This is a genomic window from Bradyrhizobium sp. S3.2.6, from assembly GCF_040546885.1.
GTDB lineage: Bacteria > Pseudomonadota > Alphaproteobacteria > Rhizobiales > Xanthobacteraceae > Bradyrhizobium > Bradyrhizobium cytisi.
The window spans coordinates 68,876-86,156 of the sequence record NZ_JBEPOS010000020.1 but is presented as its reverse complement, the minus strand read 5'-3'; the positions used below and the strand labels follow the sequence as shown (position 1 = coordinate 86,156).

Genomic DNA, 17,281 nt, shown 5'->3' with positions numbered 1-17,281 from the left:
AATCGGGTTGCGTTTGATCCCGGCTGCGGTGACAAGGCCGCATGCTCTCCATCACCGACCTCTCCATCCGCCTCGCCGGACGCCTTCTGATCGATAACAGCTCCGTGCAGATCACGCCCGGCTCGCGGGTCGGCATGGTCGGGCGCAACGGCACCGGCAAATCGACGCTGTTCAAGGTGATCCGCGGCGAGCTTGCGGCCGAGCACGGCTCGGTGACGCTGCCGCCCCGCTGGCGCGTGGGCAGCCTGGCGCAAGAAGCACCGAACGGCCCCGAAAGCCTGATCTCGGTCGTGCTCAAGGCCGACCTCGAGCGCGACGCGCTGCTTCACGAAGCCGAGAGCGCGACCGATCCGCACCGGATCGCCGAGATCCAGACCCGGCTCGTCGATATCGACGCGCATTCGGCGCCCGCACGTGCGGCCGCCATCCTCTCCGGCCTTGGCTTCTCCGCCGCCGACCAGTTGCGGCCCTGCGCCGAATTCTCCGGCGGCTGGCGCATGCGCGTCGCGCTGGCGGCGACGCTGTTTGCAGCACCCGACCTGTTGCTGCTCGACGAGCCCACAAACTATCTCGACCTCGAAGGCACGCTGTGGCTGGAGGATCATCTCGCGCATTATCCGCGCACCGTGATCGTGATCAGCCACGACCGCGACTTGCTGGATAGCTCGGTCGACCAGATCCTGCATCTGGAGCGCGGCAAGCTCACGCTCTACAAGGGCACCTATTCCTCCTTCGAGGAGCAGCGCGCCGCGCGCGAGCTGCTCGACGCCAAGGCGGTCAAGCGCCAGGAGGCCGAGCGCGCCCGCCTGCAGGCCTTCGTCGACCGCTTCAAGGCCAAGGCGTCCAAGGCGCGCCAGGCCCAATCGCGCGTAAAAATGCTGGAGCGGCTGAAGCCGATCACGGCGCTGGTGACGGAGGACGTCCGCGAAATCACCTTCCCGGCACCGGAGAAAATCCTTTCGCCGCCGATCATCGCCGTCGACAACGCCTCGGTCGGCTACGATCCGGCGACACCGGTGCTGAGCCGCGTGACGCTACGCATCGACAACGACGATCGCATCGCGCTACTGGGCGCCAACGGCAACGGCAAGTCGACACTCGTCAAGCTGCTCGCCGCGCGTCTCGCCCCCTTCTCGGGCAAGGTGACGCGCGCGGACAAGCTGTCGATCGCCTATTTCGCCCAGCATCAGCTCGACGAGCTGAACGAGGACGCCTCCACCTATGACCACGTCCGCAAGCTGATGGGCGATGCGCCCGAAGCCAAGGTGCGGGCCCGCGCCGGCGCGATCGGCTTCTCCGGCAAGGCGGCCGACACCAAGGCCGGCAAACTCTCGGGCGGCGAGAAGGCCCGGCTCCTGCTGGGCCTTGCCACCTTCTTCGGCCCCAACATGATCATCCTGGACGAGCCGACCAACCATCTCGACATCGACAGCCGCGCTGCCCTTGCCGAAGCGATCAACGAGTTTCCCGGCGCGATCATCATGGTCTCGCACGACCGCTACCTGATCGAGGCCTGCGCCGACCAGCTCTGGATCGTCGCCGACCGCACCGTGACCAATTACGATGGCGACCTCGACGAGTACCGCCGCCTGGTGCTGTCCTCGCGCAACGGCGAGCCCGCCCCGCGCGAGCGCAGCATGGCGAGCGAAAAGCCGCAGCGCCCCAAATCGGACAATCGCGGCTCGCTGAAGAAACGCATCGCGGAGGCCGAGAGCGAGATTGCGCGCGTCAGCGACATCATCGCCAAGATCGACGCCGCGCTCGCCCTGCCCGACATCTTCACCCGGGATCCCAGGCAGGCCGCGCAACTGTCGAAGGCTCGCGCCAACGCCGCCGACGCGCTGGCGCGCGCGGAAGAACAGTGGCTCGAGGCGAGCGCGCAGTTTGATCAGGCGGCGAACTAACGCTCCCGCATGATGTCGTGCCGGTAGCGCTGCAGCGGCGACAGCAGATAGCTCAGAATCGTGCGCGAGCCGGTTCGGATCTCCACCGTCACGGCCATTCCCGGCGACAGGTTCACGAGCCGATCTTCCACTTGCATTTGCGCGCGATCGAGCGAGATACGCGCGCTGTAGCTGAGCTCCTGCCCGTCGGGCTCGCTGCTATCGTGCCGCGTCCCGGCCGCGCGGTCGCCGCTACGCTCCGGCGGTCGGTCGCGAATGATGGCGTCCTGCGAGACGCTCAGCACCCGGCCTTCCAAAAGGCCGTAACGGGTGAAGTTGAAGGTGTCGACCTTGATGGCAGCGCCCTGCCCGGCCTCGACAAAGCCGATGTCGCGGTTGGAGATCATCGCCTCGATCTCGAGCCGCGTGTCTGACGGCACGATCACGAGCAGCGACTGCGCCGGCGTGACCACGCCGCCGATGGTGTGGACCGCGAGCTGCTGCACGACGCCGTCGACCGGTGACGTCAATTGCTGGAGCTGCGTCCTCTGCTGCGCCTTGATCAGGTCCCGCGCAATCCCGTTGGCCTTCTGCCCGCTCTTGGCAAGCTCATCGGACAGGCTTTTGCGATACTCGGCCACGGCCTGGATGCGGGTCTCGCGGATCGCGGCGGCGGCCTGCTCGGCCTCCTTCAGGCGGCTGCGTTGGACACCGAGCTCCTCCTGCTGCTCGATCTGGAGCTGAAGCGTCTCGTAATATGTCAGCTTCGAACCGATCTCCTTCTCCATCAGCGTCTTGCGGATATCGACGCGCTGCTCGGTCACGGGGAGCAATGCACCCAGCTTGTGGATCGTCGCCGCGATGGTCTGATGCTCGGCGTCCCTCTGCGCCTCCTGGCGTTCAAGGGCCGCGAGCTTGGCGCGGTGCTCGCTCACCTGGTTGGCGAGAAGCTGCTGCTGCGTCGCGACCAGCGATGGATCGGCATTCGCGGGAGGAACGAGATCGGCGGAGCCATCCTCGCCCGCGGCCAGCGCCGCGCGGAGGCGCGCGCTATTGAGACGTTCGGCCACGAGATCGTCGTGCAGGTGATCGCGCTCCGCGGCGTTCACGGTTGGATCGAGCTCGATCAGCACGTCGCCGGATTTGACCGCCTGCCCGTCCTGCACTTGGATGGCGCGCACCACGCCGGTCTCGAACGGCTGCACCACCTTGCTGCGCCCGCTCGACACCACCTTGCCGGTCGCGGACGCCACGATGTCGATCGTACCCCACGCGGACCATGCGAGCGCCGCACAGACAAGGGCCATCAGCGCCATCGCGATGGCGCGGCCGATCGGCGATGGCGGGGTTTCGGTGATCTCCAGCGCTGCCGGGAGAAAGGCGATTTCCTCGGCACGCCGGCTCTTCGCCTTCCGGAAGGGAACGACGGTCTGCTCCGGCTTCCGGGCCGGCGCGGTGCTAGCCGACCTCATAGATCCCTCCCTGAAGCCGGTGCAAGGTGGCATAGCGGCCGCCGTTCCTGATCAAGGCGTCATGCGTGCCGTCCTCGACCAGACGGCCGCGCTCCAGCGTGAAGATGCGGTCGGCGCCGCGGACGGTGGAGAGACGATGCGCGATGATCAGGACAGTGCGGCCCTTCGCGATGTCCTTCATGTTGTCATGGATGATCCGCTCGCTTTCATAGTCGAGCGCGCTGGTGGCTTCGTCGAAGATCAGGATGCGCGGATTGGTCACGAGTGCGCGGGCGATCGCGATGCGCTGGCGCTGCCCGCCCGAGAGCGTCGAGCCGCGCTCGCCGACGACGGTGTCGTAGCCCTCCGGGAGCTCCAGAATGAAATCATGGGCGCCCGCAAGCTTCGCCGCTTCCATGATTCGGTCCATCGGCAGGGTCGGATCGGCGAGCGCGATGTTGTCGCGCACCGAGCGGTTGAACAGCATGTTCTCCTGGAGAACCACCCCGATCTGCCGCCGCAGCCAGGCCGGGTCGGTCATGACAAGATCCATGCCGTCGATCAGCACGCGGCCGCCCTGCGGTACATAGAGCCGTTGCACCAGCTTTGCGAAGGTGCTCTTGCCCGAGCCCGACGATCCGACAATGCCGACGGTCTGGCCGGCCGGAATATCGAACGAGACGTCGTGCAGGATTTCCGGCCCGTCGAGCCGGTAGCGGAACGCGACGTGCTCGAAGCGGATATTGCCCTGCAGTGCCGGCAGCCCGGCGCGGGCCGCCGAGTAAGCCGGCTCCGCGGCGCTGTTGAGGATGTCGCCGAGCCGGGCGATCGAGAGCCGTGCCTGATGAAAATCCTGCCAGACCTGCGCCAGCCTCAGCACCGGCGCCGAGACGCGCCCTGCAAAGATGTTGAACGCCACGAGCTCGCCGACGGTCAGGCCGTCCCCGATCACAAGCCGCGCGCCGACATAGAGGATCGCAGCGGTGACGACCTTGCTGACGAACTGCACCAGTTGGCTCGCGGTGTTGCCGAGGCTGGTGACGCCAAAACTCGCCGAGACGTAGCCGGCGAGCTGCTCCTCCCAGCGGCGCTGCATCTGCGGCTCGACCGCCATCGCCTTCAGCGTCTCGATGCCGCTGACACTCTCGACCAGAAAAGCCTGGTTCTCGGCGCCGCGGCGGAATTTCTCCTCCAGCCTGCGGCGAAACAGTGGCGTCGCGACCGCCGAGATCGCGATGTAGAACGGAAACGATCCGAGCACGATGCAGGTCATCATCGGCGAATAGGCGAACATCACCGCCAAAAACACCGAGGTGAAGACCAGGTCGATGACAAGCGTCAGCGACGAGCTGGTGATGAAATTGCGGATGTTCTCGAGCTCGCGGACCCGCGCCACGGAATCGCCGACTCGCCTGGCCTGAAACCAGGCCATCGGCAGCGCCAGCAGATGATGGAACAGGCGGGCCCCCAGCTCGACGTCGATGCGGTTGGTCGTATGCGAGAACAGATAATTGCGCAAAATTCCGAGCACGGTGTCGAACAGCGAGACGACGACGAGGCCGATCACGAGCACGTCGAGCGTGGACAGCGAGCGGTGCACCAGCACCTTGTCGATCACGACCTGAAAGAACAGCGGCGAGACCAGCGCAAACAGCTGGAGAAAGAACGAGGCGGCCAGCACCTCGCCGAACAGCCGCCGGTATTTTCCGATCGCGCCGATGAACCAGGTGATGTCGAAGGCACGTCCGGGGTCGGACAGTCCGGCGCGCCGGGCCATCAGGATCAATCCACCGTCCCAGATCGCGCACAGCTCGTCGCGCTCCATGAACACCGGCCGCCGCGCCACCGGCGACTGCACCAGCACCTTGTCGGCGGAGGCTTTTGCGATGACCATGAAACTGCCGTCACGCAGCATCGCGATTGCCGGCAGCGGACTGTCCGACAGACGGCTCCATTGCGTTCGATAGGTTCGTGCTTTCAGTCCGAGCGACCTGGCGCAGCGGATGATGTCCGCTGCGCCGAAGCTTGCCGTGCCTAGCCGGTGCCTGAGCTGATCGCGGTCGGCCGCCACGCCTTGCAGATGAAGCAAGGTCAAGAGCGCGTCGAGCCCCGTATCGGTCGAGGCCGCGTGCGTCGTCATGGGCGTTCTCCAGGCCGGAGCGTCAGGCGTGCTGCGGAGGAGCGAGCGTCTGGGTCTGCGCCGCGTGCGGATCGGCCAGCGGCATCTCGCCATGGCCGTCGCCAGCCGGAACGAAGCTCGCCGCCATGGCCTGGTTGAGCAGCATCGTTGCCGCCATCGCCGCCCCGTCCTGGATCAGGACGTTGTTGCCGGTGCCGCCATCGAGGATGTCTTGGCCGGCGCCGCCGATCAGCACGTCGTCACCCGCGCCGCCCGTCAGCGTGTCGTTGCCGGAGCCGCCGATCAGGACGTCGTCGCCATTGCCGCCATTGGCGACGAGCTGGATGCCGCCGTGCAGGCCCGAAGCCGTGATGACGTCATCGCCATCGAGGCCGTTGATGACGATCCTGTCGCCTGCGCCGGCATCGGAGATGTTGATGTCCTGGCCAAGCCCGGACACCGTGACGATGCCATCGTGCTCGGTCACCGTGATGACGTCGCTGCCGCCGGTTCCGTTGATGGTCACGGTATCAGCGGCGCCGTCATTGGCGCCGAGGTCGAGATTGACCTGGTTCACCCCGGTGCCGGAGAGATCATTGACCGTGATGTTGTCGGCGCCGCCGAGAGCGTTGAAGTTGATGTGCTCGACGCCATTGAGGTCCATCGCGATGGCGGCGACGTCGCGGGTGAACAGCACCCGGCCGCCGTTGGCCGAGATGTTGATGTTCTCGTTGATGTTGGCACCGTTGAACAGCAGCGTATCGGTGCCCTTGCCGCCTTCGACGGTGTCGCTGCCGTCGCCGGGGTTCCAGACGAAGGTGTCGTCACCGCCACCGAGACTGGCGACGTCGTTGCCGCGGCCGCCGATCACGGTGTCATTGCCGGCGCTGCCGGTGATGGTGTCGTTGCCGTCACCGCCGTTGATGTTGAGACTGACGAGCTGGCCGGCCTTGATCGCGGATGCATCGATGACGTCGTTGCCGACGCCGCCGTTGAGGGCGAGCGCGTCGCCGGCGTCTGCGTGCGCGATCGTGACCTGCGCGGCCAAGCCGTTGACCACGACCGATCCGCTGGACGTGACGACCTTGATGTTATCGTCACCCGCGGTGCCGTTCACCGTCACGCGGTCCGCCGCGCCGTCACCGCTCTGGCTGCCGGGACCGGCGCTGAGGTCGATCGCGACCTGCGTGACGCCGGTGCCGGTGAGGTCGCCGACATTGATGTTGTCGGCGCCGCCGGCCGCGGCGATCTGCACGCGCTCGACGCCGTTGAGGTCCATGGTAATGGCGCCGACGTCGCGGGTGAGAAGCGCACGGCCTCCATTCGCCGAAATCGACATATTCTCGGCCACATTGGAGCCGTTGAACACCAGCGTGTCCGTTCCCGTGCCGCCTTCGACGGTGTCGCTGCCGTCGCCGGGATTCCAGACGAAGGTGTCGTCGCCCGCACCGAGAAGGGCCACGTCGCTGCTGCGGCCGCCGGTGACCTTGTCGTTGCCGTCACCGCCGATCAGTGTGTCGGCGCCCTGGCTGCCGGTGATGGTGTCGTTGCCCGCGCCGCCGTCAATGGTCAGCCCGATCACCGCAGCGAGCGCGGAAGCATCGATGACGTCGTTGCCGCCGAGTGACTGGATGACCAGCCGATCGTTGGCAGCTTCTGCATTCGCGATTGTCACGACTTGCGGCAGGCCGGTCACCGTGACCGTGGTGCCCTCGGCTGTGACCTGGATGTTCTGATTGCCGTTGGTCCCGTTGACGGTCACCGTATCGGCCGCGCCATCGCCCTGCGTGCCGCCAGGAACGGCTCCGAGATCGACGAGGATCTGCTTGACGCCGGTGCCGGTGAGATCGCCGACATTGATATTGTCGGCGCCGTCTCGCGCATCGAACTCGATCTGCTCGATGCTGTTGAGGTCCATCGTGATGTTGGCGACATCGCGGGTGAAGCGCACCCGGCTGCCATTGGCCGAGATGTTGATGGTCTCGTTGATATTGGCGCCGTTGAACAAGAGCTTGTCGTTGCCCGATCCGCCTTCCACGGCGTCGCTGCCGTCGCCGGGATTCCAGATGAAGGTGTCGTCACCCGATCCAAGCTGGGCGACGTCGTTGCCGCGACCGCCATTGACGATGTCGTTGCCGGAACCGCCGATCAGGAGATCGTTGCCGTCACCGCCGGTGATCGTGTCGTTGCCGGCGCCGCCGTCGAGCGTCAGCGAAATCAGGCTGCCGAGTCCGTTACCTGCGGTGATGACATCGTCGCCGCCGCCGGCGTGCAGCACGAGATTCTCCGTCGTGCCTATGTCGAGCGAAAATGGTGCCGGGCCCGTCTCGTCAAACCGCACGCGCGTGCCATTCGCCGTGATCGTAAATGTTTCGGAAGTATTGCTTCCGTTGATCTGCACCGTGTCGTTGCCGTCGCCGCCCTCAACGACGTTGGTGCCGCCGCCGGGATTCCAGATCATGAGGTCGTTGCCGGCCTCGCCGAAGAGCTGGTTGTCGCCGCTGCCGCCGTCCAGCGTGTCGTTGCCTGCGCCACCGAACAGCAGATCGTTGCCGCCGCCGCCCTTGATCACATCGTCGCCAGCCTGCCCGAACAGCAAATCGGCTTCCGAGCCGCCGGTGATTTTGTCATTGCCGTCACCGCCGAAGATGTTGACCGCGGGCATCGGACCGTGGCCTTCGTCGACGGTGATCGTGTCGTCGCCGCCTTGCCCGAAGATGTCGATCTCGTTGGTGTTGGCAATTGTGGGATCGCCACCGATCGTCTTCACGTGCCCGTTATTGATGAGAATGCGGCCGGACTGGTCGCGGCCGATCACGAGGCCGTTATTGGCGCTGTCGCCGAAAATCGTGAGCTGCCCCGTAACCGGGGAAAAAACAGAGGTAATAGACATTCTAATATCCTTCGATCGATCTAGCCCCTCCCCTCGATGCCTAGCAGCCGCCAACACAACAATCTTGAAGCGTTGCTTGAGACACGCGTGATTAATCTGGAGATTTCTTCCAGATTTGCGGCAGGCCGGTTTCGGAGATCAGCGGATGTGACAGCTCGCACATTGCGCGGCGCGGCGGCGGCGCAGCTTTGGGCGAGCATGCCGGGGCCGAACGAAATTGCCCGTGTGGTCTCGACGCCTTTGGTATTAAGCTCGGCGGTGGAATTGGCGTCAGCACATGATGTACGGTCCCGAGAGCGACCCGGTATTTTCGGCCCAACGGATATCCAAACAAGGAATATTTGAAGGAGATCTCACTTGTCATTACCAGAACCGATCAAGTTCACCGACGGCGCGGCTTACGAGCGCTTCATGTCGCCCTGGAGCCGATCGGCCGGGACGCTGTTCCTCGACTGGCTGGCGCCACACTCGGGACTGGCCTGGGTGGATGTCGGTGCCGGCAATGGCGCATTCACCGAGCTGCTGCTTGCGAAGTCCGCGCCCTCATCCGTTTGCGCGATCGATCCGTCGGACGCGCAGATTGCGACTGCACGCCAGAAGATATCGGCAAAGCAGGTCGAGCTTTCGATTGGCGATGCGATGGCGCTTCCCTACGACGCCGACCGCTTCGACGTCGCGGTGATGGCGCTGGTGCTGTTCTTCGTCCCCGACCCTCGCAAGGGCGCCTCGGAGATGGTCCGCGTCACCAGGCCCGGCGGCATGGTCGCGTCCTACACCTGGGACATCATGCGGGGCGGGACGCCCACCGAGCCCCTGTGGGAAGAGTTGGACGCCATGGGCAAACCGGCGGCGCGCCCGCCGAGTGCGGAGATCTCGCGCTTCGAAGCGCTGAAGGCGCTTTGGGCGGAGCTCGGTCTTCGCGACATCGAAACCCGCGAGCTGGTCGTCGAGCGGACATTCGCTGACTTCGACGACTACTGGCTCTCCATGGTTGTGAGCAGCCCGGCCGGCGTGCTGGGAAAGCTTTCGGACACCGAGAGCGCGGAGCTGAAGCGCCGATTACAAGCGCGACTGCCGGCGAGTGCGACCGGCGAAATCACCGTTCATGCGAGCGCGACTGCGATCAAGGGACGAAAGGCCGCTTGATGGTCGGGCGAGCATCCGCGGCTGATCGCGTTGACAGCCGCAACCGGCTTCAGGGCGGAAGGCCGACGACGTGTTACGTCGCCGCCTTCTTCTTCGCCTTCGGCTTCACCGGTTTCGGAGTGACTGGCGGCTCGGGCGAGCCCTCGATCGCGGACAGGCGTCCGGCCGTAAATGTGTAGATGCCCGCGCGGGGGCCCGTGGTCCAGGTGACCACCGCGACGCGACGGCCGGCGGCATCGCTGGAGAGATTGACGGTCGATGGCGCGCCGATGCCGCGCACCACGTCGCATTCGGTGTGACCGAGCGCGACCGTGCCGCCCATCGGCGCGGGCGCCGTGGTCGAGGCATTGGCGTCGGCAGGTCCAGGCGGCGTCATGCCGGGGCAAGCGCCGTCGGCGCTGACGAGATCCTCGGCGCCAACTGGCTTGTCCGGGGTCAGCGGCGGCGATTCGATCGAGATGTTCTTGATGAACAGGCGGCTCGGCTTGTTGAACCATTCGGCGTCTTTTGCAGACGCCAGCAGATCGGTCCCGCCCGAGCAGCCCGCGATCAGCGGCGCGACAGCGGCCAACACAAGTATGAGCGACTTTGGAAGCTTTTGATGTCGCACGATGAACTAAATTCCCCACGTCAAGGAGCAGCCCTAAGCGATTGTCCCAACATCACTTTGCGGCACGAAGGTGGCCGAAACCAGTTTGCCCGAGAAAGTCCAAATTATCATTAATTGCGAACGGCCGCTAATTCCGCCGCTGCCATCGGCCCCGTTCGTCCGCCTGCCAATAGGTGACCTCAAATCCGCGCGTCTTGCAATCCGTCCAGGTGCTGCGGGCCACCGCGAGCGCATCCGGATCGTCGCCGTTGAACAGCAGCACCATGCGCTCATAGGCCTCCGCGTCCTGCGGCAAGGCGGCGCTGTCGACCAGAAAGCGGACATTGGCGCCGTTGGGATTACCCTCCTCGATCGCCAGCACGATCAGTTGCTCGGCCACATCGTTCACGCGCCATGTCGCATGCGGCAGGAAGGAATCGTCGCGATAGGTCCATAAATGCGCGTCGAGCGCATCGGCGCGCTCCGGCGAGGTCGACTGCACCACGACGCGCCAGCCGCGCTCGAGCGATTTCTCGAGAAGCGGCGGCAAGACGTTCTCAACCGTCATGTTTTGCAGATGGTAGAACAGCACTTCCGTCATTTGCGCTCGTAATGATCTGCCACCAGGCGATCGAGCAGCCTGACGCCGTAGCCCGAACCCCAGCTCTGGTTGATGTCGGTCTTGGGCGTGCCCATCGCGGTGCCGGCGATGTCGAGATGCGCCCACGGCGTGCCGTCGACGAAGCGCTGCAGGAACTGCGCCGCGGTGATCGAGCCGCCGTGACGGCCGCCGGTGTTCTTCATGTCGGCAAACTGGGAATCGATCAGCTTGTCGTATTCGGGGCCGAGCGGCAGGCGCCAGACCTTCTCGCCGCTCTCGATGCCGGCCGCGAGCAGGCGCTCGGCGAGCTCGTCATTGTTGGAGAACATGCCGGCATGATCGGTGCCGAGGGCGACCACGATCGCGCCGGTCAGCGTCGCCAGATCCACCATGAATTTCGGCTTGGTCTTCTTGGCCACGTACCAGAGCACGTCGGCCAGCACGAGGCGGCCTTCCGCGTCGGTGTTGATGATCTCGATGGTCTGGCCCGACATCGAGGTAACGATGTCGCCCGGCCGTTGCGCATTGCCATCGGGCATGTTCTCGACGAGGCCGATGGCGCCGACCGCATTGACCTTGGCTTTGCGCGCCGCGAGCGCGTGCATCAGGCCGACGACGCAGGCCGCCCCGCCCATGTCGCCCTTCATGTCCTCCATGCTGCCGGCCGGCTTGATCGAGATGCCGCCGGTGTCGAAGCAGACGCCCTTGCCGACGAAGGCAACCGGCGCCTCGCCCTTCCTGGCCCCGTCCCAGCGCATGATCACCGTGCGGCTCGGCCGCGCCGAGCCCTGGCCGACGCCGAGCAGCGCGCCCATGCCGAGCTTCGCCATCGCCTTGACGTCGAGCACCTCGATCTTGACGCCCAGCTTGCGCAGCTCGCTGGCGCGGCGCGCGAACTCCTCGGGGTAGAGCACGTTCGGCGGCTCGTTGACGAGATCGCGCGCGATGATGACGCCGTCGACGACCGCGCCGGCCGAGGCAAAGGCCTTCTTCGCCGCGGCCGCATCGCCGACCGCCAGCGAGACGTCGGCGCGCAAGGTCCCCTCCTCGCCGTCCTTCTTTTTGGTCTTGTAGCGATCGAACTTGTAGGCGCGCAGCCGCAGGCCCGAGGCGATCGCGACCGCCTGCTCGCTGCTCATGGCGCCGGTCGCCAGTTCCGCCACGATGGTCATGGCAGCGGGACCCGCCTTGAGCTTGGTGGCGGCGATGCCGCCGAATTTGAGGAAGTCGTTGCCCTTCAGGCCCGATGCCTTGCCGGTCCCGATCACGATCAGGCGCTCGGCCTTCAGACCCTCAGGCGCGAGGATGTCCAGGGCGGCGCCGGTTTTACCCTTGAATGAGGCGACGGCCGCCGCCCGCTTCACGAGCTCGGCTGCCCCGCCGAGCGCCTTGGCCGTCGCCGGGCCGACCTTCAGAGCGTCGTCACAGAACACGATCAGGATGCCACGGGCGGCGGTAGCCAGCGGGACGAAGCCGACCTTGATGGCATCGGGCATGGGTAACTCCTCGAAAACATGGGATATTTTGCCAATCAAGGGGACCGGCCGAGAGCCGGATCTGAACGGCGATTCACTCGTCTGTCCCCACTATGGGCCAGAGCCACGGTGGATGCCAAGCGCCGGCCGTGGCAGGGACGCCACAACGAGCGAAATATTAACCATATGTTGAGGGTGCCATGGGTCAGCCATTTTGTTGACGGATCAAAGGGATGGTAGTGAGAAAGTGAGCCTCCAGAAGAGCAGCCTGGCCGACCTTGGGGATCCCCTGTCAGGGGATTGGTTGGACAGAAGGGCTTCCGGTGCGCGCGTTGGGGCTTTGGTGGGATTCGTGCGGTAGCGCATGGGGTCAATCGACAGGTATATTTTCCGCACGACGCTGGCGTCGTTTGCGCTCGTCCTGGTCAGCCTCACCGGCGTGATCTGGATTACGCAGGCGTTGCGCGGCATCGACCTGATGACGAGCCAGGGTCAGACCATCCTGACCTTCCTCGGCATCACCGGGCTCGTCATTCCGGCGCTGGTCCTGATTATCTCGCCGATCGCGCTGATGATCGCGATCTCGCACACGCTGAACAAGCTCGCGACCGATTCCGAAATCATCGTGATGAATGCCGCCGGCTTCTCGCCGTTCCGGCTGTTCTATCCGTTCTTCTACGCCACCTGCGTGGTGGCGCTGCTGGTCACCTTCATCTCGGCCTATCTCGCCCCCGATGGCATGCGGCGGATCAAGCAATGGGATGCCGAGATCACCGCCGACGTGCTCACCAACATCCTGCAGCCCGGCCGCTTTGCCCAGCTCGACAAGAATCTCACGATCCGGATCCGCGAGCGGCAGCCCGGCGGCATTCTCGCCGGCATTTTCATCGACGACCGCCGCGATCCCAATGAGCGCGTCTCAATCGTCGCCGAGCACGGCGAGGTCGTGAAGAACGAGAACGGTTCATTCCTGGTCCTCAAGGACGGCAATCTCCAGCGCTTCGAGGCCGGCAAGCGCGATCCGGCGCTGGTGGCCTTCGGCCGCTACGGCTTCGACATGTCGAAGTTCTCCAACCAGGGCCACGACGTCACCCTCGGCATTCGCGAACGCTATCTCTGGGAGCTGTTCTCGCCGTCCGAGGACGACCCCGTCTACAAGGCGGTCCCCGGCCAATTCTGGTCCGAGCTGCATGACCGCCTGATGGCGCCGCTCTATCCGTTCGCGTTTGCGGCACTGACCTTCGCCTTCCTCGGCGCGCCGCGCACCACGCGCCAGAGCCGCAACTTCTCGATCGGCGGCTCGGTGCTCGCGGTGTTCGGGTTGCGCATGGCCGGATTTGCCTGCTCGGTGATGGCGGTGAAGTCGCCGTTCGCCGCCGCCGTGCAATATGCGATGCTGGTGACAGCGATCGGTGCCGGCATGTGGATGATCGTCGGCGGTGTCGTGGTCGAGCCGCCTGCCGGCCTGATGGAAGCCATCAACAGATCAAACGCGCGTATCGCGCGGCTGTTCGGGCGGCCGGCCGCCGCATGAGCATGCTCACCAACACGCTCGGGCGCTATTTCGCCGGCCGATTCGTGGTCGCCGCGCTCGGCGTGTTCGCGAGCATTTTCCTGCTGCTGGTGCTGGTCGACTACATCGAGATGGTGCGCAAGACCTCAGGGCTGGCCTCAGCCTCCGCGGTCATGGTCGCGGAAACCTCGCTGTTTCGGGTGCCGCAGCTGCTGGAGAAGCTGACGCCGTTCTGCATGCTGATCGGCGCCATGATGTGCTATCTCGCGCTCTCGCGCCGGCTCGAGCTCGTGGTGGCGCGCGCCGCCGGCGTCTCGGCCTGGCAGTTCATCTCGCCCGCGCTCGGCAGCGCGCTCCTGATCGGCGTGATCGCTACCGTCGCCTACAATCCGATGTCGGCTAACCTGCGCGAGCTCTCCAAGCGGATGGAAGCCGAGCTGTTCGGCTCGGCGCCGGGCGGCGGCATTCAGGATGCATCCGGCTTCTGGCTCAACCAGGTGACCAGCGACGGCCAAACCATCATCAACGCCGCGCGCAGCGAGCAGCAGGGCGTCCGGCTGACGGGGCTCACGCTGTTCCGGTTTGACACAGAGCAGCATTTCAAGGAGCGGGTCGAGGCGCGCGAGGCGACGCTCGAGTCCGGCCACTGGCTGTTCAAGGGCGTGCGCCGCTTCTCGCTCGATGCCCCGCCGGTCGATCAGGCCAGCCTCGAGATTCCGACGACGTTGACCGAAGCGCAGGTCCGCAACAGCTTTTCCACACCCGAGACTGTGTCCTTTTGGCAACTACCGAGCTACATCCGCTCATCGGAGAGCTCGGGGTTCGCGACAGCCGGATATCGACTCCAGTATCACAAGCTGCTGGCACAGCCGTTTTTGCTCGCCGCCATGGTGATGCTCGCGGCTTCCGTGTCGCTGCGCTTCTTCCGGATGGGCGGCGTACAGAAGATGGTTTTGAGTGGCGTGGGCGCAGGCTTTCTGCTCTACGTTCTGTCGAAAGTGACTGAAGACTTGAGCAAGGCTGAGTTGATGCATCCGATCGCTGCGGCGTGGTTGCCCGCGGTGGTGGGCGGCCTCACCGGCTTTTTGGCCTTGCTGTATCAGGAGGACGGATAGTGACGACCGTCCGCCGAGGACACGTGTCTGGTTTGGCGTTGCGCAATCCCGTGCGCGCGAACGGATTCGGCTTGTCTGTCCGCAGGCTCCTGCTCGCCCTGATCGCGACCGTATCGCTTGCCGGCATGATCGATCTTGCCGCGGTGACGCCGGCTGCCGCCCAGAGCTACACCTACAATCCGCGGCCGCCACGTCCGACGCCGCCCAAGGCAGCCAATGACGGGCAGATGCTCGTGCAGGCGACCGAGGTCGATTACGACTACAACAATTCGCGCGTCTCCGCGGTCGGCAACGTCCAGCTGTTCTACAACGGCACCAGCGTCGAGGCCGACCGGGTCATCTACGACCAGAAAACCAAGCGGCTCCATGCCGAAGGCAACATCCGCATGACGGATGCCGACGGCAAGATCACCTACGCCGAGATCCTGGATCTTTCCGACGATTACCGCGACGGCTTCGTCGATTCGCTGCGCGTGGACACTGCCGACCAGACCCGCATGGCCGCGACCCGCGCCGACCGCTCCTCCGGCAACTACACGGTGTTCGAGAACGGCGTCTACACGGCCTGCGCGCCGTGCAAGGACGATCCGAAGAAGCCGCCGCTCTGGCAGGTCAAGGGCGCTCGCATCATCCACGACCAGCAGGAGAAGATGCTGTATTTCGAGACGGCGCAGCTCGAATTCTTCGGCGTGCCGCTCGCCTACATGCCCTATTTCTCGACGCCCGATCCGACCGTGAAGCGCAAGACCGGCTTCCTGATGCCGGGCTTCACCTCCTACACGGCGTTCGGCTACGGCGTCGAAGTCCCGTTCTACTGGGCGATCGCGCCCGACATGGACGCGACCTTCAGCCCGCGCATCACCTCCAAGCAGGGTGTGCTGTTCCAGGCCGAGTTCCGCCAGCGCCTGATGGACGGCGCCTACCAGGTTCGCGTCTACGGCATCGACCAGCTCAACCCCGGCAATTTCGCCGGCCAGCCGGGCGACCGCCAGTTCCGCGGCGGCATCGAGACCAAGGGCCAGTTCGCGCTGAACGACAAATGGGTCTGGGGCTGGGACGGCGTCCTGCTCTCCGATTACTATTTCATGTCGGACTACCGCCTGTCGGCCTATCGCGATCCGCTCGGCTCGTTCCTGAACCTGCCGACGGATGCGCTGTCGCAGCTCTATCTGACCGGCGTCGGCAATCGCAGCTTCTTCGACGCGCGCACGATGTACTGGACGAGCTTCTCGGGCAACCAGCAGCAGGTCCCGGTCGTCTATCCCGTGATCGACTACTCGAACGTGCTCAACTATCCGATCTTCGGCGGCGAGGTCTCCTACAAGACCAACTTCGTCAATCTGACGCGTAACGACGCGGCGTTCGATCCGATCACGACGGCGGCCAACACCAGCGGCCTGTGCACGACGACGTCAGCCGATCCGCTCGCGCGCACGCCGTCGCAGTGCCTGCTGCGCGGCTTCCCCGGCACCTACACCCGCCTGACGGCGGAGGCGCAGTGGCGCAAATCCTTCACCGATCCCTTCGGCGAGATCTGGACGCCGTTCGCGATCCTGCGCGCCGACGCGATCAATTCCGACGTCTCCAACCAGCCGGGCGTGTCGAACTACCTGCCCGTCGGCGACACCCAGGCGTTCCGCCTGATGCCGACCGTCGGCCTCGAATATCGCTATCCCTTCATCAACGTTCAGCCCTGGGGCTCGACCACCATCGAGCCGATCGCGCAGATCATCATCCGCCCGAACGAGACCTATGCCGGCAAGCTTCCGAACGAGGATGCGCAGAGCATGGTGTTCGACACCTCGAACCTGTTCAGCGTCGACAAGTTCTCCGGCTACGACCGCGTCGAGGGCGGCGGCCGCGCCAATGTCGGCGTGCAGGCGACCACGCAGTTCGACAAGGGCGGCGCCGTCAAGGTGCTGTTCGGCCAGTCCTACCAGCTGTTCGGCATGAACTCCTACGCGGTGCAGGACTCCATCAATACCGGCATCAATTCCGGCCTCGACAAGCCGCGTTCGGATTACGTGGCGAGCGCCGCCTACTCGCCGAACAGCACCTATACGTTCAGCGTTCGCTCCCGCATGGACGAGCAGACCTGGAACGTCCAGCGCTTCGAGGCGGAAGGCCGCGCCAACTTCAATCGCTGGGCGGTCAGCGTGATGTACGGCAACTATGCGGCGCAGCCGGAGCTCGGCTATTTGACCCGCCGCGAGGGCATTCTGACGACCGGCTCGATCAAGGTCGCGACCAATTGGGTGGTGACGGGCTCGGCGCGCTGGGACCTCGAGGCCAACAAGATCAACCAATACGTGCTCGGCGCCGGCTATGTCGACGATTGCTTCGTGCTGGCGGCGAACTATGTAACTTCGTATAGCTACTCCGCGGGCACAACACCGCCCGTGCTGAGCCACGCGTTCATGTTCCAGATCGGCCTGCGCACGCTGGCGACCTCGACCGGGTCCAGCGGTACCGCCGGTTACCAGTGAACCCCATCTA

General features: G+C 65.1%; 11 protein-coding genes. 5 read left to right on the top strand and 6 right to left on the bottom strand.

Annotation, left to right across the window (positions count from 1 at the left end; genetic code table 11):
• Positions 1-41 precede the first annotated feature (41 nt).
• Positions 42-1,904 carry an ABC-F family ATP-binding cassette domain-containing protein gene (locus ABID58_RS28320; protein ID WP_354036112.1) on the top strand — a complete coding sequence of 621 codons (1,863 nt, stop codon included), beginning with the start codon at positions 42-44 and terminating at the stop codon, positions 1,902-1,904.
• Here ABID58_RS28320 and ABID58_RS28315 read toward each other — a convergent pair.
• Genes ABID58_RS28315 through ABID58_RS28305 form a run of 3 tightly spaced genes read right to left on the bottom strand, consistent with a single transcriptional unit; the run spans position 1,901 to position 8,346 of the window.
• On the bottom strand, positions 1,901-3,355 hold the full coding sequence (locus ABID58_RS28315) for an HlyD family type I secretion periplasmic adaptor subunit (RefSeq protein WP_354036110.1): 1,455 nt from the start codon (positions 3,353-3,355) through the stop codon (positions 1,901-1,903). The two genes, ABID58_RS28320 and ABID58_RS28315, sit on opposite strands and share 4 nt — an antisense overlap.
• Complete coding sequence (locus ABID58_RS28310) at positions 3,342-5,474, bottom strand: type I secretion system permease/ATPase (protein WP_354036108.1); 2,133 nt, start codon at positions 5,472-5,474, stop codon at positions 3,342-3,344. Before ABID58_RS28310 ends, ABID58_RS28315 begins: the two co-directional genes overlap by 14 nt.
• 22 nt (positions 5,475-5,496) lie before the next feature.
• Positions 5,497-8,346: a beta strand repeat-containing protein gene (locus ABID58_RS28305; protein WP_354036106.1), complete on the bottom strand. Its 2,850-nt coding sequence runs from the start codon at positions 8,344-8,346 to the stop codon at positions 5,497-5,499.
• A gap of 357 nt (positions 8,347-8,703) precedes the next feature.
• On the opposite strand from ABID58_RS28305, the gene ABID58_RS28300 reads away from it, so the two are divergent.
• Positions 8,704-9,492 (top strand): class I SAM-dependent methyltransferase, encoded by a 789-nt coding sequence (locus tag ABID58_RS28300; RefSeq protein WP_354036104.1) that lies wholly within the window; start codon positions 8,704-8,706, stop codon positions 9,490-9,492.
• 73 nt (positions 9,493-9,565) lie between these two features.
• Here the strand turns inward: ABID58_RS28300 and ABID58_RS28295 are convergent, their stop codons facing one another.
• The 3 genes from ABID58_RS28295 to ABID58_RS28285 form a co-directional block, all read right to left on the bottom strand.
• Entirely contained in the window at positions 9,566-10,063 is a 498-nt protein-coding gene (locus tag ABID58_RS28295) for a hypothetical protein (protein WP_354036178.1), read from the bottom strand.
• 166 nt (positions 10,064-10,229) lie between these two features.
• Complete coding sequence (locus ABID58_RS28290) at positions 10,230-10,682, bottom strand: DNA polymerase III subunit chi (protein ID WP_354036102.1); 453 nt, start codon at positions 10,680-10,682, stop codon at positions 10,230-10,232.
• Positions 10,679-12,178, bottom strand: a complete 1,500-nt coding sequence (locus ABID58_RS28285) for a leucyl aminopeptidase (protein ID WP_354036101.1) — start codon at positions 12,176-12,178, stop codon at positions 10,679-10,681. The genes ABID58_RS28290 and ABID58_RS28285 overlap by 4 nt, the downstream gene beginning before the upstream one ends.
• Before the next feature lie 343 nt (positions 12,179-12,521).
• On the opposite strand from ABID58_RS28285, the gene lptF reads away from it, so the two are divergent.
• Genes lptF through ABID58_RS28270 form a run of 3 tightly spaced genes read left to right on the top strand, consistent with a single transcriptional unit; the run spans position 12,522 to position 17,271 of the window.
• On the top strand, positions 12,522-13,691 hold the full coding sequence (lptF, locus tag ABID58_RS28280; RefSeq protein ID WP_148752956.1) for an LPS export ABC transporter permease LptF: 1,170 nt from the start codon (positions 12,522-12,524) through the stop codon (positions 13,689-13,691).
• Positions 13,688-14,785, top strand: a complete 1,098-nt coding sequence (lptG, locus tag ABID58_RS28275) for an LPS export ABC transporter permease LptG (RefSeq protein ID WP_148752955.1) — start codon at positions 13,688-13,690, stop codon at positions 14,783-14,785. Before lptF ends, lptG begins: the two co-directional genes overlap by 4 nt.
• Positions 14,785-17,271, top strand: a complete 2,487-nt coding sequence (locus ABID58_RS28270; RefSeq protein ID WP_354036100.1) for an LPS-assembly protein LptD — start codon at positions 14,785-14,787, stop codon at positions 17,269-17,271. The genes lptG and ABID58_RS28270 overlap by 1 nt, the downstream gene beginning before the upstream one ends.
• Positions 17,272-17,281: the final 10 nt, after the last annotated feature.

Excerpts from the sequence above, each read along its gene's own strand:
- ABID58_RS28285 (WP_354036101.1), bottom strand. The coding sequence starts at position 12,178 with ATGCCCGATGCCATCAAGGTCGGCTTCGTCCCGCTGGCTACCGCCGCC.
- ABID58_RS28320 (WP_354036112.1), top strand. The coding sequence starts at position 42 with ATGCTCTCCATCACCGACCTCTCCATCCGCCTCGCCGGACGCCTTCTG.
- ABID58_RS28290 (WP_354036102.1), bottom strand. The coding sequence starts at position 10,682 with ATGACGGAAGTGCTGTTCTACCATCTGCAAAACATGACGGTTGAGAAC.
- ABID58_RS28305 (WP_354036106.1), bottom strand. The coding sequence starts at position 8,346 with ATGTCTATTACCTCTGTTTTTTCCCCGGTTACGGGGCAGCTCACGATT.
- lptF (WP_148752956.1), top strand. The coding sequence starts at position 12,522 with ATGGGGTCAATCGACAGGTATATTTTCCGCACGACGCTGGCGTCGTTT.
- lptG (WP_148752955.1), top strand. The coding sequence starts at position 13,688 with ATGAGCATGCTCACCAACACGCTCGGGCGCTATTTCGCCGGCCGATTC.
- ABID58_RS28315 (WP_354036110.1), bottom strand. The coding sequence starts at position 3,355 with ATGAGGTCGGCTAGCACCGCGCCGGCCCGGAAGCCGGAGCAGACCGTC.
- ABID58_RS28310 (WP_354036108.1), bottom strand. The coding sequence starts at position 5,474 with ATGACGACGCACGCGGCCTCGACCGATACGGGGCTCGACGCGCTCTTG.